This window comes from Gemmobacter aquaticus (assembly GCF_007859075.1).
In the GTDB taxonomy this organism is placed as follows: domain Bacteria; phylum Pseudomonadota; class Alphaproteobacteria; order Rhodobacterales; family Rhodobacteraceae; genus Gemmobacter; species Gemmobacter aquaticus.
The window spans coordinates 948,938-969,143 of sequence record NZ_VOAK01000011.1; the positions used below are offsets into that span (position 1 = coordinate 948,938).

At 63.6% G+C, this 20,206-nt stretch carries 19 protein-coding genes; 14 read left to right on the forward strand and 5 right to left on the reverse strand.

Translation table 11 applies throughout. The features are described 5' to 3' along the window. Positions 1-74: 74 nt before the first annotated feature. From pyrC to FQU74_RS06815, 3 genes are all read right to left on the reverse strand, one after another. The gene (pyrC, locus tag FQU74_RS06805) at positions 75-1,118 is read right to left on the reverse strand and encodes a dihydroorotase (RefSeq protein ID WP_146285649.1); all 1,044 of its coding nucleotides are present in this window, start codon (positions 1,116-1,118) and stop codon (positions 75-77) included. Between the two features lie 52 nt (positions 1,119-1,170). After that, positions 1,171-2,121, reverse strand: a complete 951-nt coding sequence (locus FQU74_RS06810) for a phosphoadenosine phosphosulfate reductase (protein ID WP_146285650.1) — start codon at positions 2,119-2,121, stop codon at positions 1,171-1,173. 105 nt (positions 2,122-2,226) lie between these two features. Continuing rightward, positions 2,227-3,255, reverse strand: a complete 1,029-nt coding sequence (locus FQU74_RS06815) for a glycosyltransferase family 2 protein (protein ID WP_146285651.1) — start codon at positions 3,253-3,255, stop codon at positions 2,227-2,229. 161 nt (positions 3,256-3,416) lie between these two features. On the opposite strand from FQU74_RS06815, the gene FQU74_RS06820 reads away from it, so the two are divergent. The 3 genes from FQU74_RS06820 (at position 3,417) to FQU74_RS06830 (ending at position 6,345) form a co-directional block, all read left to right on the forward strand. Next, a complete protein-coding gene (locus FQU74_RS06820; RefSeq protein ID WP_146285652.1) occupies positions 3,417-4,325 on the forward strand; it encodes an AAA family ATPase in 909 nt (302 codons plus the stop codon). 66 nt (positions 4,326-4,391) lie between these two features. Beyond that, positions 4,392-5,651: a vWA domain-containing protein gene (locus FQU74_RS06825; protein WP_146285653.1), complete on the forward strand. Its 1,260-nt coding sequence runs from the start codon at positions 4,392-4,394 to the stop codon at positions 5,649-5,651. A gap of 118 nt (positions 5,652-5,769) precedes the next feature. Then, the gene (locus FQU74_RS06830; protein ID WP_373288981.1) at positions 5,770-6,345 is read left to right on the forward strand and encodes a YceI family protein; all 576 of its coding nucleotides are present in this window, start codon (positions 5,770-5,772) and stop codon (positions 6,343-6,345) included. A 96-nt stretch (positions 6,346-6,441) separates the two neighbouring features. Here the strand turns inward: FQU74_RS06830 and FQU74_RS06835 are convergent, their stop codons facing one another. Further along, positions 6,442-7,641: a cytochrome b/b6 domain-containing protein gene (locus FQU74_RS06835; RefSeq protein ID WP_146285655.1), complete on the reverse strand. Its 1,200-nt coding sequence runs from the start codon at positions 7,639-7,641 to the stop codon at positions 6,442-6,444. A 153-nt stretch (positions 7,642-7,794) separates the two neighbouring features. Next, a complete protein-coding gene (locus tag FQU74_RS06840; protein WP_146285656.1) occupies positions 7,795-9,780 on the reverse strand; it encodes a calcium-binding protein in 1,986 nt (661 codons plus the stop codon). Between the two features lie 294 nt (positions 9,781-10,074). On the opposite strand from FQU74_RS06840, the gene fabD reads away from it, so the two are divergent. From fabD to FQU74_RS06895, 11 genes are all read left to right on the forward strand, one after another. Continuing rightward, entirely contained in the window at positions 10,075-11,004 is a 930-nt protein-coding gene (fabD, locus tag FQU74_RS06845; protein ID WP_146285657.1) for an ACP S-malonyltransferase, read from the forward strand. Between the two features lie 103 nt (positions 11,005-11,107). Continuing rightward, the gene (fabG, locus tag FQU74_RS06850) at positions 11,108-11,845 is read left to right on the forward strand and encodes a 3-oxoacyl-ACP reductase FabG (RefSeq protein WP_146285658.1); all 738 of its coding nucleotides are present in this window, start codon (positions 11,108-11,110) and stop codon (positions 11,843-11,845) included. Positions 11,846-12,023: 178 nt separating this feature from the next. Beyond that, positions 12,024-12,257: an acyl carrier protein gene (locus FQU74_RS06855; RefSeq protein WP_146285659.1), complete on the forward strand. Its 234-nt coding sequence runs from the start codon at positions 12,024-12,026 to the stop codon at positions 12,255-12,257. A 184-nt stretch (positions 12,258-12,441) separates the two neighbouring features. Next, positions 12,442-13,704 carry a beta-ketoacyl-ACP synthase II gene (gene fabF / locus FQU74_RS06860; RefSeq protein ID WP_146285660.1) on the forward strand — a complete coding sequence of 421 codons (1,263 nt, stop codon included), beginning with the start codon at positions 12,442-12,444 and terminating at the stop codon, positions 13,702-13,704. Then, a complete protein-coding gene (gene mltG / locus FQU74_RS06865) occupies positions 13,704-14,882 on the forward strand; it encodes an endolytic transglycosylase MltG (RefSeq protein ID WP_146285661.1) in 1,179 nt (392 codons plus the stop codon). The genes fabF and mltG overlap by 1 nt, the downstream gene beginning before the upstream one ends. 235 nt (positions 14,883-15,117) lie before the next feature. After that, the gene (locus FQU74_RS19590) at positions 15,118-15,441 is read left to right on the forward strand and encodes a hypothetical protein (RefSeq protein ID WP_229704305.1); all 324 of its coding nucleotides are present in this window, start codon (positions 15,118-15,120) and stop codon (positions 15,439-15,441) included. Then, entirely contained in the window at positions 15,434-16,732 is a 1,299-nt protein-coding gene (locus tag FQU74_RS06875) for a DNA-packaging protein (protein ID WP_146285663.1), read from the forward strand. The genes FQU74_RS19590 and FQU74_RS06875 overlap by 8 nt, the downstream gene beginning before the upstream one ends. 128 nt (positions 16,733-16,860) lie before the next feature. Next, entirely contained in the window at positions 16,861-18,036 is a 1,176-nt protein-coding gene (locus FQU74_RS06880) for a phage portal protein (RefSeq protein WP_146285664.1), read from the forward strand. Further along, positions 18,033-18,275 (forward strand): GTA head formation protein, RCAP_rcc01685 family, encoded by a 243-nt coding sequence (locus FQU74_RS06885; RefSeq protein WP_146285665.1) that lies wholly within the window; start codon positions 18,033-18,035, stop codon positions 18,273-18,275. Before FQU74_RS06880 ends, FQU74_RS06885 begins: the two co-directional genes overlap by 4 nt. 3 nt (positions 18,276-18,278) lie before the next feature. Beyond that, on the forward strand, positions 18,279-18,851 hold the full coding sequence (locus tag FQU74_RS06890) for an HK97 family phage prohead protease (RefSeq protein ID WP_146285666.1): 573 nt from the start codon (positions 18,279-18,281) through the stop codon (positions 18,849-18,851). A gap of 36 nt (positions 18,852-18,887) precedes the next feature. Then, positions 18,888-20,096 (forward strand): phage major capsid protein, encoded by a 1,209-nt coding sequence (locus FQU74_RS06895; protein ID WP_373288980.1) that lies wholly within the window; start codon positions 18,888-18,890, stop codon positions 20,094-20,096. Positions 20,097-20,206: the final 110 nt, after the last annotated feature.

Sequence of the window (20,206 nt, forward strand, 5' to 3'; positions counted from 1 at the left end):
GTCCAAATACCCCCGCCGGAGGCAGCAACGGCCGATGCTGGCCGCTCCGCGGGGGTATTTTTGCCAAGAGGAATTCAGCTTTCCACTGCCCAGTGCAGCGGGAAGCCGGGGTTGAAGACGGTGACCGGGCCGGCCCCGGTCAGGATTTTCTCGGGGTAGGCGACCGGCGCGGCCTGTTTGACCAGACGGATCGTGCCTTCATTCGGCGGCAGGCGATAGAAGGCAGGTCCGTTCAGCGAGGTGAACCCCTCAAGCCGGTCGAGCGCGCCTTCCTCTTCGAACACATGGGCAAGGCAGGACATGGTATTGGTGGCGGTGAAGCACCCGGCACAGCCGCAGGCGTGTTCCTTCAGCGCATCGACATGCGGCGCGCTATCGGTGCCAAGGAAGTAGCAGGCCGCGCCGCTGGTTGCCGCCGCGCGCAGGGCGAGGCGGTGCTTTTCGCGCTTCGCAACCGGCAGGCAGTAGTAGTGCGGCTTGATCCCGCCAACCAGAATGTGGTTGCGGTTGATGATCAGGTGATGGGTGGTGATCGTCGCCGCCAGATCTGGCCCACCGTCACTGGCGTAGGCCACACCCTCTTCGGTGGTGATGTGTTCCATGACGACGCGCAGGCCCGGCGTTGCGCGGCGCAGCGGATCGAGGACGGTGTCGATGAAGACGGCCTCACGGTCAAAGATGTCAACCTCATGGGTTGTCACTTCGCCATGCACGCAGAGTGGCAGGCCGATCTCGGCCATCGTCTCCAGCACGCCCCGCACGCGGTCAAAATCGCGCACACCGGAATGGCTGTTGGTCGTGGCGCCTGCGGGATAAAGCTTCACGGCCCGCACCAGCCCGCTTTCCGCCGCCGCGCGCACATCGGCGGGGTCGGTTGTCTCAGTCAGGTAGAGCGTCATCAGCGGCTGAAACGCCATGCCTTCGGGCAGCGCCGCCAGAATACGGTCGCGATAGGCGGCCGCCTGATCGCCCGTTACAACCGGGGGAACCAGGTTCGGCATGATGATCGCGCGCCCGAAATGGCGTGCGGTCTCGGGCAATACACCTTGCAGCATCGCGCCGTCGCGCAGATGCAGGTGCCAGTCGTCGGGGCGGCGAAGCGTAAGGCTTTGGGTCATGGCCCCGCGCTAGCGCAACGGGCAGGAATTTTCCAGAGGATTCGCGGCAGAATCAGGCCACACCTGACGAGGATTGTGCCTCGCGTTCAAGGCGCGCCAGCGCCGCACGCAGGCCGGGTGTCAGCGCAGATGGATCCACCGTGCCGAACAGCTCGCGTGCCGCGCGCAGGCGGCCCGTCACCTCAAGGTCGGCCACCAGCCCGTCCACATAGGTCGGGCTGTGGCGTCGTGCCCGCCAGCCACGATGAAACACCTCGGGCGTGAGCCGCCCGTCGCCAGCGGCAAGCAGAAGATCAGGCATCAGTCCAATCTGGATCAGCGCGGGTTCGACCGCATCGCCCAGATAACGGGTGCGCAAAGCCGAAACGTGCGGGCCGCGAAACAGCGCCGCGTGCATGGCATCTTCCGGCAGATAGGGGTCGTGAAGGACGAAGACACGCTCGGCCGCCTCGATCATATCGGGGGCATAGCCATAGCGATCGTTGAAGTTCAGGCGCCGCGCCACAAGGTCGCGCCGGTCCCATCCGGCAACCGAAGGGTCAAGCGTCGCACGCGGTGAGACCGCGACCACCGTCGATCCGGGTGCCGCCACGGAGAAGGCGCAGGCCGCGTAGCCGCCCATGCCCGCCCCGTAAAAGACCACGCGGTCGAAATCGTCAAAGAACGCCTCGTCCACCAGCCGGTCGAAATAGCGATAGAGCGACTGTTCGCGAAACCAGGTCTCGCCCTCGGCAATGATGGCCAGATGCGACCATCCGCGCAGTTCGGCCACCGTCAGGGCAAAGGGCATCTGCCGTGGCCTGGCCCGCGTGGCCTGCAGCGTGTCGAACGAGACAATCAGCGTGGGGGATTCATCTGCAAAGAACGCATGATGCCGGCCCCCGATGGGCTCATAGTACCCTTCTTCGGCGCAAATCTCGTCCAGCCGGTCAAACCAGTCCGCATCGTCAGCGGCCTGTGACGCGTCATAGCGTGACGAGGGGGGCGTCGGGTTGGGGGGCATCTTACTTTCGGGGCCGCGCGGGCTGCTGCGTAAAGGGCAATGTGGCGCGCGTGGCGCAGGCAGACAAGGGGACTCTCAGGCGCCGGCGGAAACAATTCCGCGGCATTATTTCTGTGAAGTTACGGCATGTTGCCAGACGAGGCGGGCATCCTCGGGGGTGAGCACACGCGTCGGTTGACAAAGCAGCAGCCTGCTGAACAAGGCGCGCCAGCGCTCTTCGCGCATGAGCTGTGTGAACCTTTCATGACGCCACCTGACGGCTTTCTGATGCAACTCTGACAGGATCGGATCGGCCAGAAGCTCGTGTCTAATTGCGCTGCTGTCGAGGGCCGAGATCGAGCGATCCTCGACCGCGCAGAAGTTGCGCTCGATCCAGTAGCCCGCGTCAAAATCACCCTCGGCCCGGTTGGCGCGGCCCCGGTCGCATTTGACGATGAACCCCTCCATCGAGCCGAGCGCGTAGTGGTTCAGCTGCACAAGCGCGCCATTGTCGCGCCCGTAGTCCGAGAATACGCGCGATGTGCGGAAGGCATCCCCCAAGGGCCGGCCCGATCCGTCGAACCATTGCGCGCCATCCAGCCGGGCGCGGTCAGGCGAGCGTGGGCGGTGGACACCTAGCTTGCGATAGGTGCCATCATTGCGGAACAGTGTCTTGAACATGACCGCGCGCCACGGCCACCAGAGGACCGCAGGTGCCGCCTGCACGAATGTCTCGGTCACCGGGTGATCCGACATCTGCACGACGCCTGCGTTGCCGAACATGCGCCAGGTCAGCGTGATGGCGGTCGCATCCGGCAGGGCGTGCAGCAAGGCGCCGACAGTATGATCGCCCGCGTGGATGTTGACGAATTCATCAACGTCCAGAAACAGCAGCCAGTCGGCCCCACGTACCAGCGGGTGGCGGTCTGCGGTCTTGAGCGCTGCCCATTGCGGCCCCTCGCGCCATGGCCCCGGATTGCGCAGATGGGTAACCCAGCCAAGGTCCTGCAAGCGGTCCAGCATCAGATCGGTGCCGTCCTCGCAATCGTTGGAGAAGACCAGAAAATCGGTGAACCCGGCCTTTCGGTGATGGGCGAGCCATTCCAGCAGGACGGCGCCCTCATTCTTCACCGATGTGATCGCCAGCACCTTCATGGCGTCCCGTCCCTTTGCCAGATCCTTGCGTCGGGGTAGCATGCTGCAACAGGCGCGCATAGTCGCGCCGCGACCTGTGCTAAAGTCGCAAATCCCGACGCGCCGCTTGACCCGTGCCGTATTGCCCGGCCAGATGAGGGGAAACCGGTCAGGGGGGCCAGATGGACCTGCCGCATTCCATAGACGATGTCGAACGCCTGCTGGCGGGACAGGGCTATGTCACATCCCGTGCGCTGGCGACGGTTGTGTTCCTGTCGCTTCGCCTTGGCCGCCCCCTGTTTCTGGAAGGCGAGGCCGGGGTGGGCAAGACCGAGATCGCCAAGGTCATTGCCGCCGCACTTGGTCGCCGCCTGATCCGGCTGCAATGCTACGAGGGGCTGGATGCAGCCTCGGCTGTTGCCGAATGGAACTTTGCGGCGCAGATGGTTGCGATCCGCACGGCCGAGGCCTCGGGTGGTGCTGACCGTGACGCCCTGAAATCCGAGCTTTTCACCGAGGACTATCTGATCGAGCGTCCCCTGCTGGCGGCCATGCGCCCGCAGCCCGGCGGGGCACCCGTCCTGCTGATTGACGAGCTTGATCGCACGGATGAACCCTTTGAGGCCTACCTGCTTGAGGCGCTTTCGGATTTTCAGGTGACAATCCCCGAACTCGGCACCATCCGCGCGCCAGAGCCTCCCATCGTCATCCTGACCTCGAACCGCACGCGCGAGGTGCATGACGCGCTGAAGCGGCGATGCCTCTATCACTGGGTTGACTACCCCGATGCCGCGCGCGAGCAGGCGATCCTCGCCGCCCGCTGTCCCGAGGCGCAAGAGACCCTTTCGCGCGAGGTCGTGGCCTTTGTACAGCGCCTTCGCACCGAGGATCTGTTCAAGAAGCCCGGCGTGGCCGAAACCATCGACTGGGCGAAATGCCTGCTGGCGCTGGATGTGATCAGCCTGACGCCCGAGGTCATCGCCGACACGCTGGGCGCCATCCTGAAGTATCAGGACGACATCCAGAAGATCCAGGGCGCCGAGGCGCGTCGTCTGCTCGATGATGTCCGCAAGGAACTCGCCCCGGCATGACCCTTCATTCTGGCCCAATCACCGCAGAGGAGGCGCGGGGGGCGTAAGGTCCACCGCTGCGCAGCAATGGCGACATATGCCGACCTCTCACTTCCTGATGACGGCAAGCTCTCTCGCAACATCCTGTGGTTCGCGCGGGCGCTACGTAAAGCCGGCCTGCCCATCGGCCCCGGCCGGGTGATCGAGGCGATCCGCGCAGTTGAGGCCGTTGGGTTCACCGAAAGGCGCGATTTTTACTGGACCTTGCACGCCTGCTTTGTCAGCCGCCCCGAGCATCGCACCGTGTTCCAGCAGGTGTTCCGCCTCTACTGGCGCGACCCGCGCTATATGGAACACATGATGAGCCTGATGCTGCCCGCCATCCGTGGTGTGCAGGAAGAGCGCCCCGCCGAGGCCGCGGAAAAGCGTGCGGCCGAAGCTCTGCTCGATGGCGCGAACCGTGATGTGCCCGATAGCGAAGGCCCGGGGTCCGAGGAGATGGTCGAGATTGACGCCTCGGCCACCATGGCGCGCGAAGAACGCCTGCGTTCACTCGATTTCGAGCAGATGTCGCTCGCCGAGGTGGCCGAGGCCAAGCGGATGCTGGCGCGCCTGAGCTTGCCGGTGGCCCCCTTGCCGTCGCGGCGCATGGTGGGCGCATCGCTTGGCCGGTCGATCGATGCCCGCCGAACGTTGCGGGCGGCGATGCGGCAGGGGGGCGAGATCACCCGGCTCGCCTGGCGAGAGCCCGCGACGCGCTGGCCGAACCTTGTGGTGCTCTGCGATATTTCGGGGTCGATGTCGCAGTACAGCCGCATGGTGCTGCACTTTCTGCACGCGGTGGCGAACCGCAAGGGACAGGGCTGGGCGCGGGTGCATGGCTTTACCTTCGGCACACGGCTGACCAACATCACCCGGCACCTGCGACACCGCGACGTGGATGCGGCGCTGAAATCGGCGGGGGCCGAGGCGCAGGACTGGTCAGGCGGCACACGGATCGGAGCCTGCCTGCACAGCTTCAATCGCGACTGGTCACGCCGGGTGCTGGGGCAGGGCGCTGTGGTCCTGCTGATCACCGACGGGCTTGACCGGGACGACAGCGGCCAGCTGGCGCGCGAGATGGAGCGACTGCACCTGTCGGCCCGACGGCTCATCTGGCTCAATCCTCTGCTGCGCTGGCAGGGGTTCGCGCCCAAAGCCACGGGGATCCGCGCCATGCTGCCCCATGTCGATGCGTTTCGCGCAGGCCATTCCGTCGCCTCGCTCGAGGCGCTTGCGCGCGCGATTTCGGATTCGTCCGATGACGGAGAGCGCGCGCGGATGTTGCGAGAGATGTCGCGCATGTGATGTGCGTCAATGCACTGAGGCTGTTCATTAAAACGGATTGTGTGCGGTTGGGGCGTGACGCAGATTTCGCATGTGCAGCACAAGCTGCGATGATCTGACAAAAATCTGGAGATTGCTCGTGATCCGCCTTTCAACCCTGTCCCTGCTTGGCGCCCTTGCCGCCGTTCCCGCCTTTGCCGCGCCCGAGGCCTATGTGCTGGATTCGTCGCACAGCCAGATCGTGTTTGACTACAACCACCTTGGCTTCTCGACCGGCTTTGGCATGTTCTCGGGTTTCGAGGGCAAGATCCAGTTCGATCAAGCCGAACCCGCAAATTCCTCGGTTGAAGTGTCGTTCCCGGTGAAGACAATGCTGACCGGCTGGCAGGAGCGCTTCGATCACTTCATGTCGAAGGACTTCTTCGATGCGACGGACGATGAGATGGTGACCTTCAAGTCGACCGCGATCGAGGTGACGGGCGAAAAGACCGCCAAGATCACCGGCGATCTGACGCTGAACGATGTAACCAAGCCTGTGGTGCTGGATGCCGTACTCAATCAGGCCGGCGAGCACCCGATGGTGAAAAAGCCCTGGGCCGGGTTTTCGGCGACCACGGTTCTGAAGCGTTCGGACTTCAACCTTGGCCAGTTCGCGCCCTTCATCTCGGACGAGGTGAACGTCAATATCTCCATCGAGGCGATGAAGGCCGAATAACGCCGGCGCATTTGCCTGAATGACAGAAGGCCGGGGACAATCCCCGGCCTTCTTGTTTGCAGGGGCCGGGGTCTGATGGCCCCGGCCTTGCTTGTGTCACTGGGCACGCTTTGCGGTTAGTTCAACCGTGACGCCGACGTTGAAGCCGACAGTTGCCTCGTCGCCATAGCTTGCCCCGATGCCAAAGGCGCGACGATCAAGGGTGGTGCTGCCGGTCATTGTCGCGATATCGCCGTCAATCGCCAGCGTGAAGGGCAGGCTTACGGGCTGGGTCTGGCCGCGCAGGGCAAGTGTTCCCCTTGCCTCATACCCCGAGGCGGCGGGCAGGATATCGGCCTCGAAGATCGCGGTGGCGTGGTTGGCCGTATCGAAGAAATCGGCGCCCTTCGCCTGTTCGGTCACGGATCCCAGCGACAGGCTGGTGGTGTCGATGGTGACCTTTACTTTGCCGTGGCTGCCGTTGGTGGGCTGTTCGTCGAACTGGATATCCGCCTGCCAGTTGGCAAAGCTGCCACCGACATCCGCCCCCATCTGGAGCACGCTAAAGCCAAGCGTGCCAGTCTGAACCTGCCAGTTTCCGGCGGAAGACGCAGAAGGTGCGGCGGTTCGCGCGGGCACGGTGGCGTTCTCGGGCGAAACGGGCGCAAGGGTCAGCGCAACAGACGCACCGGCCGCATAGATGGCCACGGCGATCAGCGCGGGGGCTACCGGGTGAGGGCCTGGGCGTCCTACCGACCGGCCCGACACCATCCGGGCCAACGTGCCGTCGCGGTCAATGATTGCGTGCTTCAGCGCGCCCAGCACATGCAGCAGGATAGAGCCGATCAGCAGCTTCGACGACAGCAGATGAATAAGGCTCGCTGCCTGGGCTACCGTTTCTGATTTGGGAACAAATGGCAGATCCTGCCCAAAGGGCCACAGGATCGGGGCAAAGCCCTCGACTGCGGCGTGATGAACCCAACCAGACAGCGGCATCACCAGCATGGCGATATAGAGCGACCAGTGGATCAGCTCGGCCAGCAGTGTTTCGGCCTTGCGTTCGGGGTGGATGGGGGCAGGCTTGGGTTGGGTCAGCGCCCAGACGATGCGGACAAGCGCCACAAGGAATGCGGCCATCCCGATGGTCTTGTGGATGGAAAACACCTCGGCCTTTGCAGCGAGTGCTTCAGAACTGTCATGCGGCAAGCCCTCGGCATAGAGGCCGAGGCCGATGGCCGAAAGGATCAGCAGCGCGGTCAGCCAGTGCAGGCTGCGCGCCACCTGGCCAAAGCTGGTTGCCGTATTGGTCGCGGACATAAGGTGGACTCCATTCTCGAACTGGGCACAGCCTATCAACCCTGTGCGAGTTTGGGCAGGCAAGCCCCTGCACAGCCGCTGTGCGGTAGCGCTGGTTCTACGAAAAAACCGGCCCGCCAAAGCGAGCCGGTTCATATGCTTCGCGGTTCTATATCAGATCAGATAGAGGTTCCAGGCGAAGGTCCCGCCTTCAAACGTCGCGATGGCGACGCCTGCGCCGCTGCCATTGCCATCCGCGTCGAAATAGAGGGTGCGCGAGGCCTGATCATAGACCCAGTGATCGCTGGCATCCTTGGCCGTGTTCATCGCACAATCCGCCATGGAAATCTTGCCCGTAGCCGAGCCGTAGCCAAAGGCCGAGCCTTCGAACTCTAACCGGTCTACCGTGGCGCTGAAGCCGCTGATCGTATCACCGCCATGCGCGCGTGCGACGAAGCGGAAGGTGTCGGCGCCACCACCACCTGCGAGGAAGTCTGCCCCGCCGCCGCCGATCAGGGTATCGGCGCCAGTGCCACCGATGAGGGTGTCCGCCGCAGCGGCACCGTCCAGCAGATCGTTTCCTGACGCGCCTTCCAGCCGGTCTATACCATTTCCGCCACGCAGGGTGTCGTGGTTGTATCCGCCCAGAAGGGTGTCGTTACCTGCGCCACCAACAAGCTGATCATCGCCATTTCCGCCGAGCACACGGTCGTTGCCGGCATCCCCTCGCAAAATGTCATTGTCGGCGAGGCCCGAAAGGGTGTCGTCGCCGGTGCCACCGAGGACGCTGTCCGCGCCGGCATCGCCATTCAGCACGTCGTTTCCGTCGCCACCGAGGATGCTATCGTTGCCCGCGCCACCCGAAAGCGTGTCGTCGCCAGCGTCGCCAGAGAGCGTATCATCCCCGAGATTGCCGGAAAGCCGGTTAGCTTCGGCATCGCCGGTCAGGCTGTCATTGCCACTGCCGCCGATCAGAGCCTCGATCCCATCCATCGTGATGGAACCGGTTCCGATCGTCTGCGCGCCGGATTCGGCCAGTGACAGAATGAGATCAATGTCCCCTGAAAAGATAAAGGTATCAACGCCGCTGCCACCAAAGATGACATCGTTGCCGCCGCTCGCAACCAAGGTGTCGTTGCCCGCGCCACCCGAAAGCTCATCGTCGCCAAGGCCACCATCTAGCATGTTGTCGTTGGCATCGCCGGTCAGGGTGTCATTTCCGGCAGCGCCCACCAGAGCTTCGATATCCGTCAGGGTGACATAGCCGTCGCTGACAGCCTGTGCGCCGCTAACGGCCAGCGACAAAACCAGCGCGTCATTGCCGCTGAATACCGCCTTGTCGAAGCCCGTACCGCCGTTCAGCACGTCATTTCCGCCGCCGCCCATCAGGGTGTCATTCCCGCGGCCGGCGAGAATGGTGTCATCGCCCAGTCCGCCGTTGACGGAATCATGGTTGGTCACGGTCTCTGAGGTGTCAGAGAACAGGTCGTTCCCTTCGCCCAGATCAACGCTGCCGTTCAGCGTACCGGAGTTGATGAAGGAGTCGTCATTGTAGCCAAGGTTCACCGCACCATTGATGGTGCCACTGTTGGTGACCACATCCTTGCTGCCCCCGCCGCCGATGCCGGTTTCGCCGGTAATCGTGCCGGAATTCTCAATCTCGACCGTGCCGAAGCCGTAGGCGACCTCAAGCCCATATACGAGGCCGGTAATGCTGCCGCTGTTGGTGATAGAGGTGGTCCCGGTCTCGAAATTGACCATGGGGGCGCTGATATAGATCCCGGCGTTGGAGCCCCAAAGGGTGCCGGCATTGTCCACCGTGGAGTTCAGGCCGTCGATGATGACGGCGTTGCTCAGCGGGTTCACTGGATTTGCCGTACTTGGCCCCGCGGTTACGACCCCCGTCGCGCTGATGATGACATGGGAAGTGCCTTGCACCCCAAGCAGTTTGACGCCGTCATCGTCTGCGATGACGGTACCGTGGACCGTGATCGTATGCGCGCCCTCAGGCTCATAAGAGTCAATCGCGTTCGATGTTTGAGAGCGAACGGTGACACCTTCTGGAACGATCAGATCGTAGTTGATGCCTTCGTACTGGGAGGGGTTGAGGTTATATGCCTCACCAACGACATCTCTATTTTCGGCAACAATAGTGGGCATTACTCAACTTCTCCGCAGATTGTTTACAGATAATAAACAATTGAATTATATCGAAAAAGGATTCCGGGCGTCACCCCCCACGTTCTGCAATTCTGGCAGGATTTGGGCGCAAAGGTGGCAATTTCTTCATGTGCAGAGAGGCTTACCAGCACATGAACTTTTTGCGCGCGATTGATGCTTTCACGTCAGGGTTGCGCGCAGGCTTGGCGCGGCGCGCCTGGCGTGAGAATCACCCCGACGATTGCGCGACCGGGCACTTCCGGCTAATCGGATGGAAACGACGTTGGAGGAAGCATGACCCGCGCATTCGTATTTCCCGGCCAGGGCGCCCAGACCATCGGCATGGGCAAGGCGCTCGCCGAGGCCTATCCGGCAGCCCGGGCGGTGTTCGAGGAAGTGGATGAGGCGCTTGGCGAAAAGCTTTCGGCGCTGATCTGGGACGGCGATATCGCCGAGTTGACGCTGACACAGAACGCGCAGCCCGCGCTGATGGCAACCTCGATCGCCGCGCTGCGGGCACTCGAGACCGAGGGGCTGGGAATTGAGAACGCCTCTTTTGTTGCAGGCCACAGCCTTGGCGAATATTCTGCGCTCTGTGCGGCAGGCGCGCTGAAGCTGGACGATACGGCGCGGCTGCTGCGCATTCGCGGGCAGGCCATGCAAGAGGCTGTGCCGGTTGGGGTCGGTGCGATGGCAGCCCTGCTTGGGCTCGATTTCCAGGCGGCGACCGAGGTTGCCGCCGAGGCGGCGCAGGGCGAGGTCTGCCAGGCGGCCAACGACAATGACCCGGCGCAAGTCGTCGTCTCTGGCCACAAGGCGGCGGTGGAGCGCGCGCTGGAGATCGCCAAGGCGCGCGGCGCCAAGCGTGCACTCTTGCTGCCGGTGAGCGCGCCTTTCCATTGCGCGCTGATGCAGCCCGCGGCACATGTGATGGCCGAGGCGCTGGCTGCGGTGAATATCGAAAACCCCGTGGTGCCCGTTGTCGTGAACGTGCGCGCCGAGGCGGTGATGGAGGCCGACCGGATTCGTGATCTTCTGGTGGCGCAGGTGACGGGGTCCGTGCGCTGGCGCGAATCCGTCTTGTGGATGGAACAGGCTGGCGTGACCGAGTTCTGGGAGATCGGGGCGGGCAAGGCGCTGTCGGGCATGATCAAGCGCATTGCGAAAGAGGCCTCGACCCGCGCCATCGGCACGCCAGAGGACATACTGGCTGCGAAGGGTTGAAGCGTTGAGGGGGGCTGTCTGCCCCCCACGGCCTGCGGCCGTCCCCCCGAGGATATTTTTGAAAAGAAGAAGGCCCTTTGGGCTGTCGAAAGAAGGAAGTGCCATGTTTGATCTTACGGGCAAGAACGCGCTGGTGACTGGCGCCTCTGGCGGGATCGGGGGCGAGATCGCCCGTGCGCTGCACAAGGCGGGGGCGGTGGTCACTCTGTCGGGAACGCGGATTGCTCCGCTTGAGGCGCTGGCGGCCGAACTGGGCGAGCGTGCGCATGTGGCGACCTGCGATCTGTCGGATGCGGCAAGCGTCGAGGCGCTGCCGAAACTGGCCGCCGAGAAGATGGGATCGGTGGATGTGCTGGTGAATAACGCGGGCATCACGCGCGACAACCTGTTCATGCGCATGTCGGATGATGAATGGCAGTCGGTCATCGATGTGAACCTGACCTCTACCTTCCGTCTGTGCCGGGGTGTCTTGCGTGGCATGATGAAGGCCCGCTGGGGCCGGATCGTGAACATCAGCTCGGTGGTCGGAGCCACGGGCAATCCGGGACAGGGCAACTATGCCGCTTCCAAGGCGGGCATGGTGGGTATGTCGAAATCGCTGGCCGCTGAAGTGGCGAGCCGGGGAATCACCGTGAACTGCGTGGCTCCCGGTTTCATCACCACCGCGATGACCGACAAGCTGAACGATGAGCAGAAAGCGCGCATCCTGACGCAGGTGCCGGCGGGCCGGATGGGCGATGCGGGCGAGATCGCTGCAGCCGTTCTGTACCTTGCGAGCCCCGAGGCAGGCTATGTCACCGGCACCACGCTGCATGTGAATGGCGGCATGGCGATGATCTGAGCCGGCCGCGGCTTTGGAAAGCGTTTGCCAAGGCAAAGTCCGCTTGCTATAGCCGCGAACGGAACCACCGAAGTCGAAAGGCTTTGGGCCCTGCCATTGGCGGGTCATAACAGCCGAGGGGCCAACCCGAGGCAGGGACACCAGACCGGGGGCCACCCCGCAACGATGAGGAAGTGACATGAGCGACATCGCAGATCGCGTGAAGAAGATCGTCGTCGAGCATCTCGGCGTCGAAGAGGACAAGGTGACCGAGAGCGCCTCGTTCATCGACGATCTGGGCGCTGACAGCCTTGATACCGTCGAGCTGGTGATGGCTTTCGAAGAAGAGTTCGGTATCGAGATCCCGGACGACGCTGCCGAAACCATCCAGACCTTCGGTGACGCGGTCAAGTTCATCTCGGGCGCTGTGTGATCCTGTTGTGATCGCACCCTCCCTTGAGGGAATCGTGAAGGGCCTCCGGTTTTCGGGGGCCTTTTGCTTTTCAGGCGGTTGGATGCCGGCAAGGTGGCCGGGATTGTTGCCTAAGCGGCACCCACCGTATATCTAGCTTCGGGATTATCTGGCCCTTGGGGGCGGTTGCAGGAAGGAAGAACGGATGCGTCGCGTAGTTGTCACGGGTCTGGGCATGGTCACTCCGCTGGCATGTGGGGTGGAGGAAACCTGGAGCCGCCTGATCGCCGGCCAGTCGGGGGCAGGGCCGATCACACGCTTTGACACCACCAATGTCGTGACGAAGTACGCCTGCGAGATCCCGTTTGGCGACGGCAGCGACGGTACCTTCAACCCGGATGACTGGATGGAGGCAAAAGAGCGCCGCAAGGTCGACGACTTCATCCTCTACGGGATGGCCGCAGCGGTGCAGGCCGTGAAGGACGCGGGCTGGGAGCCCGAGGACGAGGAAAGCCGCCTGCGCACCGGTGTCATGATCGGTTCGGGCATCGGCGGGTTGTCCACGATTGCCGAGACGGCGGTTCTGATCAAGGAAAAGGGCCCCAAGCGGGTTTCGCCCTTCTTCATTCCCGGCTCACTCATCAACCTGGTCTCGGGTCAGGTCAGCATCCGCTTTGGCTTCAAGGGGCCGAACCATGCGGTTGTGACGGCCTGTTCGACTGGTGCGCATGCGATTGGCGATGCGGCGCGGTTGATCATGCTGGGCGATGCGGATGTGATGGTTGCAGGTGGCGCAGAGGCCCCGATCAGCGAGATCGGCATTGCGGGCTTCAATGCCTGCAAGGCGCTGTCCACCAAGCGCGCGGACGAGCCGCAGAAGGCCAGCCGCCCCTATGACAATGACCGCGATGGTTTCGTGATGGGCGAGGGCGCCGGGATTGTCGTGCTGGAGGAATACGAACACGCCAAGGCGCGCGGTGCGAAGATCTATGCCGAGGTACTGGGGTATGGCCTGTCGGGCGACGCCTATCACATTACTGCTCCATCCGAGGATGGCGACGGGGGCTATCGCAGCATGCAGGCCGCTTTGAAGCGCGCAGGTATCACGCCCGATCAGGTGGATTACATCAACGCGCATGGCACCTCGACGATGGCGGACACGATCGAGCTTGGCGCGGTCGAGCGTCTGATGGGGGATGCGGCAGCCAAGGCGACCATGTCCTCCACCAAGTCGAGCATCGGCCACCTGCTGGGTGCGGCTGGCGCGGTTGAGGCGATCTTCTGCGTTCTGGCAATTCGCGATCAGGTGGCGCCGCCCACGATCAACCTTGATAATCCGGCAATCGAGCCGAAGCTCGATCTGGCCCCGAACAAGGCCGTGAAGCGCAAGATCGACGTGGCGCTGTCGAATTCGTTTGGCTTCGGGGGCACCAACGCAAGCCTTGTTCTTGGCAAGGTGCGCGGCTGATGTGGCGCTCGGTCGCCTCGAACGCGTTGACGCTGTTCATCGTGCTGCTGATTGCTGCCGCCGGGCTGCTGGCATGGGGGCGTCATCAGTACTCGGGCCCCGGACCTTTGTCGGCGGCCGTTTGCGTCAAGGTGGATCGGGGCGCTACGCTCAGTCAGGTTAGCCAGAACCTTGCCGCGAAGGGCGCGATCTCGGACGCCCGCATATTCCGCATCGGTGCGGATTATTCAGGCAAGGCCAAGGGGCTGAAATATGGGTCTTACCTTGTGCCTGCAGGCGCATCGATGGCCGAGATCGTCGATCTGCTGACGGCAGGCGGCGCCTCGACCTGCGGACGTGAGGTGAACTATCGCATTGGTGTTGCCAAGGCAGAGATCGTTTTGCGCGAGACCGATCCGGCGACCAACTCGCTGGTCGAAGTGGTGAAGTTCGATCCGGCCGGAGAGGTGCCTGCTGTCTATACCGAGGCGAAAGAGGCTGGCGATCTGCGCTGGCAGATTACCTTGGCCGAGGGCGTGACAAGCTGGCAGGTGGTCAATGCGCTGAAGCAGGCGGACTTCCTGTCAGGCGAGGTTGCCGAGGTGCCCGCAGAGGGCAGTCTTGCGCCTGACGCCTACGATGTGGATGCCAACGAGGATCGCGGCTCGCTGCTGGCCAAGATGCAAGCCAAGCAGAAGGCGATCATCGAAGAGTTGTGGCCGCTGCGCGCTGAAGGTCTGCCCTATGACACGCCGGAAGAGGCGATGGTCATGGCATCCATTGTCGAGAAGGAAACCGGCATTGCGGCGGAGCGCCCGATGGTGGCGAGCGTCTTCGTCAACCGGTTGCGCGAGGGGATGAAGCTGCAAACCGACCCGACGGTGATCTATGGCATCACCAAGGGCGAGGGTGTGCTGGGACGCGGTCTGCGCGCCAGTGAACTGCGTCGCGCGACGCCCTACAACACCTATCTGATCGAGGGCCTGCCACCCGGGCCGATTGCGAACCCGGGCCGGCTGTCGATCGAGGCGACATTGCATCCTGCGTCGAGCGATTACCTCTACTTCGTTGCGGATGGCACGGGCGGGCACGTCTTTGCCAAGACGCTTGCCGAGCACAACCAGAATGTTGCGAAGTGGCGAGAGATAGAGGCGCAGCAGCGCGAACAGCAAAACGCCCCTGAAGGCGGCGGGAACTGAGATACGGGGGGCCACTGGCCCCCCGATCCGTTTCTGGGTGTTGCGCGGACTGTCTTTGTGCGTTCGTTCTGTTAGTATATTGAAAATAATAAACTATTTGACTTTTGGCATCGCTGCGTGTAGTGGTGGGCCATGCTAGAAGAAAATGATGAGCGACGGACCCAGGGGGCACCTGGGACCGTCGCTTTTTTCGTTTCACTCGTGCGGAGGCATGAGAGGCAGCAACGGGATGGGAATGAAACCGCAAGGTGGGGACGACGGGCCTGAGGCTTTGCTGAAGGCGTCTGAGGAACTTTACAGGGATGTGGCTCTGGAACTGGCCGCGGCAACGGAACGGCTGCGGCAAGGAGACTTGGGAGAGGTCAAGGCCGCTGTGCAGGCGGCAAAGGACCTTCGTGTCGCATTCCAGTTGGTGATGGATGAAAGGACCAGAGTTGACAAACTCCGCAAACAGGTTGCCGGGGCTGGCGGCGGCGCCGGAGAGTTGGACTTCGCCGCAGCCCGGGCTGAGATCGGGCGCCGCCTGGCTTGCCTGCGCGCCGCAGGACCAGGTGGATGAGTTTCTGGCCTCGCTGAGCAATGAGGCGCTGCTGGCGCTGCCGTGGCTGTTCGAGTTTTGGGCGCTGCCGCATCAGTTGCCGCCCGATGGCGCTTGGCGGAGCTGGGTCATCATGGGTGGTCGGGGTGCTGGCAAGACGCGTGCCGGTGCAGAATGGGTGCGGACACAAGTTGAGGGCGCGCGGCCGGGGAATCCCGGTCGCGCCGGGCGGGTGGCGCTGGTCGGGGAAACCATCGATCAGGTGCGTGAGGTGATGATCTTCGGCGAAAGCGGGATCCTCGCCTGTTCACCCCCTGACCGCCGCCCGGTGTGGGAGGCGACCCGGAAGCGTCTGGTCTGGCCCAATGGTGCCGTGGCGCAGGTGTTTTCCGCGCACGAACCCGAAAGCCTGCGTGGTCCGCAGTTCGATGCGGCCTGGGTCGATGAGTTGGCGAAATGGAAGAAGGCCGAGGAAACCTGGGACCAGTTGCAGTTCGCGCTGCGTCTGGGACCAAACCCGCAGCAGGTTGTGACGACAACGCCGCGGAATGTCGCGGTGCTGAAGGCTATTCTGAACAACCCCTCGACCGTGGTGACCCATGCCCCGACCGATGCCAACCGGGCGCATCTGGCGGCCTCGTTCCTTGAAGAGGTGAAGGCGCGCTATGGCGGCACGCGGCTTGGGCTGCAGGAACTGGATGGAGCGCTGCTGGAGGATGCTGAAGGCGCGCTTTGGACCAGCGCTATGCTTGAGCGCGGGCGGGTCGACGAAGTGCCAACGCTCAGTCGCATCGTGGTGGCGGTTGATCCTCCGGTCACGGGGCATGCCGGGTCGGATGAATGCGGAATCGTTGTCGTTGGCGCGGTGACGGATGGACCGGTGCAGGATTGGCGGGCCTATGTGCTTGAAGATGCGAGCGTGCAGGGCACCTCGCCTGATGGCTGGGCCCGCGCCGCAATAGAGGCGATGCAGCGCCATGGCGCCGACCGGCTGGTGGCCGAAGTCAATCAGGGCGGCGATCTGGTGCAGGCGGTGATCCGTCAGGTCGATCCGCTGGTGAGCTTCAAGGCGGTGCGTGCCAGTCGCGGCAAGTCCGCGCGGGCAGAGCCGGTGGCGGCGCTGTACGAGCAGGGCCGGGTGCATCATCTGCGCGGGATGGGACGGCTTGAGGACCAGATGTGCCGGATGACGGCGCTTGGCTATGAAGGGCGTGGCTCGCCCGACCGGGTGGATGCGCTGGTCTGGGCGCTGACTGCGCTGATGGTGGACCCGGCACAAGCCGTGCAGCGTCCGCAGGTACGGCGGCTGTAGGGTCGGGCCTGCCGGCCCGATGCCTTCGGCGAGGGTATTTGGGCCAAGAGGAATACAGGAGTTTCCCGGATTTGGGCGGCGCTTCGGGCGCGGCACGGGACAGGTTTGCCTGAGGCAAGGAGAACAGGATGATCTTCGAATTTCTGCGGCGCGCCGAAAAGGCGGTGCCTGAACAGAAGGCCTCGGCCACGGGGCGGGTGGTGGCATTTGGCACCTCGGGCCGTGTCGCCTGGAGCCCGCGCGACGGGGTGAGCCTTGTGAAGAACGGGTTTCAGGGGAATCCGGTTGGCTTTCGGGTGGTCAAACTGATCGCTGAGGCCGCGGCGGCGCTGCCTCTGGTCCTGCAGGATGCCGGACGGCGCTATGAGGCGCATCCGGTGCTTGATCTGATCCGCAGGCCCAATCCCGCGCAGGGTCGGGCCGATCTGTTCGAGGCGCTTTATGCGCAGCTTCTGCTGAGCGGGAACGGATATCTGGAGGCTGTGCCCGGGGGAGGTCGTTTGCCTGCGGAGTTGCACGTACTTCGCAGTGACCGGATGAGCCTTGTGCCCGGCGCGGATGGCTGGCCGGTGGCCTATGACTATACGGTTGGCGGGCGCAAGCACAGGTTTGACATGACCGGGCCGATGCCGCCGATCTGCCATATCCGCAGTTTCCACCCGCAGGACGACCATTACGGCTTGTCGCCCATGCAGGCGGCGGCTGTGGCGGTGGATGTCCATACCAGCGCCTCGGCCTGGTCGAAGGCGCTGCTGGACAATGCAGCACGCCCGTCCGGGGCCATCGTCTATCGTGGTGCCGATGGGGCAGGATCGCTGACGCCCGATCAATACGACCGCCTGGTGGGTGAGCTGGAGGCCAACCATCAGGGCGCCCGCAATGCCGGGCGGCCGATGCTGCTGGAAGGGGGGCTCGACTGGAAGCCGATGGGTTTTTCCCCCAGCGATATGGAGTTCCACGAGACGAAACTTTCCGCCGCGCGCGAGATTGCGATCGCCTTTGGGGTGCCGCCGATGCTGATCGGTATTCCGGGCGATGCGACTTATGCCAACTATCAGGAGGCGAACCGTGCGTTCTACCGGCTGACGGTGCTTCCGCTGGTTTCGAAGGTGACGGCAGCTGTGTCGCACTGGCTGGAGCATTTCACGGATGAGGCGGTCGAGCTGCGTCCGGATCTGGATCAGGTGCCCGCACTGGCGGTTGAGCGCGATCAACAATGGGCGCGCGTCGGGGCTGCCGATTTTCTGACCCAGGCCGAGAAGCGCGCGCTGCTTGGTCTGCCCCCGCTGGCGGAGGGCGAATGACCAAGCCGGGCGAAGGTGGATCACGCTTTCTCTACGACAGCTTTGATGCCGCGCACGCGCGCATCGATGCCAATGAACGCGTGGCCGAAGAGCGCTGGCACGCGCTGGAATACCGGCTGGGCCGGATCGATGACGCGCTGGAGCGCTTGGAAAAACGCATCTGGCTGGGGGTTTACGGCGTCGCGGCCTTTCTGCTGGCGCAGGGGGCTGAGGCGCTGCTGAAAGCGGCGATGAGGTAGACAATGGGCTATATCAGCGGGTTTGGCGCGCCAGAGCGCAAGTTCATGGCCATGACGCCAGAAGCAGAGAACACTTTGACCGTGCATGACGGTCGGGTGATCGAGGGCTACGCGAGCCTGTTCGGAAAGCCCGATCAAGGGGGCGATGTGGTGGTGCGCGGCGCCTATGCCGGATCACTTGAGCGGCTCAGGGCCGCGGGCCGCAGGGTCAAGATGCTGTGGCAGCACGATCCGACGCAGCCCATCGGCATCTGGGACGAGGTGCGCGAGGATGCGACGGGCCTTTGGGTCAAGGGACGCATCCTGGCCGAGGTCGAAAAGGGGCGCGAGGCGGCGGCGCTTTTGCAGGCTGGTGCCATTGACGGTCTGTCGATCGGCTACCGCACCGTGAAATCAGAACGCGATGGGCGGGGGCGCAGGCTTCTGACCGAGCTGGAGTTGTGGGAGGTGTCGCTGGTGACCTTTCCCATGCTTCCCGAGGCGCGGGTGGCGGCGAAGGGGGATGCCCTCGATGACACCTGGCGATCACTGGCGCAGATCTTCGACGACGCGCGCCGCACCTTGGCCGAACGCTGAGGCGGCCTTTCACTGAAACCGTTTGGGGGAATGACGATGACCGAGACAACGGCTCGGGGCGGTGGCGATATGCCTGATGCCCAGGACCAGAGGCAGAATCCGTGGGCGGAAGTCAAATCCGCTGTGGCCGGATTCCTGAATGAGTTCAAGCTTTTTCAGGGCGAAGTGAAGTCTGCGTTGCAACAACAGGAAGAGCGACTGACCATGCTGAATGCCAAGACGATGACCCATGGCCGCCCGGCGCTGTCGACCCGCGCCGAGGTCGAAGTGCCCCATGTGAAGGCGTTCGACGCCTATATCCGCACCGGCGATGACGATGCGCTGCGCGGGCTGTCGCTGGAAGGCAAAGCCATGTCGACGGCCGTGGCGGCAGACGGCGGCTATCTGGTCGACCCCCGCACCTCGGATACGATCCGTTCGATGCTGGTCTCGACTGCCAGCCTGCGGGCGCTGGCAAACGTGGTGCAGGTCGACGGGCCGTCGTTTGATGTGCTGATCGACCGCACCGAGGTTGGCTCGGGTTGGTCGACCGAGACCGCCAGTCAGACCGAGACCTCGACCCCTGCGGTCGAGCGGATCTCGATCAAGTTGCATGAGCTGTCGGCGATGCCAAAGGCCAGCCAGCGTCTGCTTGATGACAGTGCCTTTGACGTCGAGGGCTGGCTGGCTGGCAAGATCGCAACCCGGTTCATCCGTGCGGAATCGGCGGCTTTCATCTCAGGCGACGGAATCGATAAACCCAAGGGTATCCTGTTGCCGGCAAAGGTTGCGAATGACGCCTGGACCTGGGGCAGCCTTGGCTATGTGCCGACGGGCGCCACGGCAGATTTCGCCACGACCAATTCGGCTGACTGCATCATCTCGCTGGTCTATGCGCTTGGCGCCGAGTACCGGGCGAATGGCGCCTTCATCATGAACTCTAAGACCGCGGGCGCGGTGCGCAAGATGAAGGATGCTGACGGCCGCTTCATGTGGTCCGACGGCCTGGCGGCGGGTGAGCCCGCACGGCTTCTGGGCTATCCGGTGCTGATCTGCGAGGACATGCCCGATATCGCGGCCAATGCCTATCCGATCGCGTTTGGCGACTTTGGCGCTGGCTATACCATCGCCGAGCGTCCGGACCTGCGCGTGCTGCGCGATCCCTTCTCGGCCAAACCGCATGTGCTGTTCTACGCCAGCAAGCGTGTGGGCGGCGACATCACCGACTATGCAGCGATCAAGCTTCTGAAGATCGCAGTGTCCTGACGGGCTGAGCGGATGGTCCGGGCGCCACCTGCCCGGACCTGACGGACGCGCGCATGATCTGCGCCTTCTAGCCTCCCCCTCCGTCCGAGTGGCGCGGGTCGCGCGCGCGT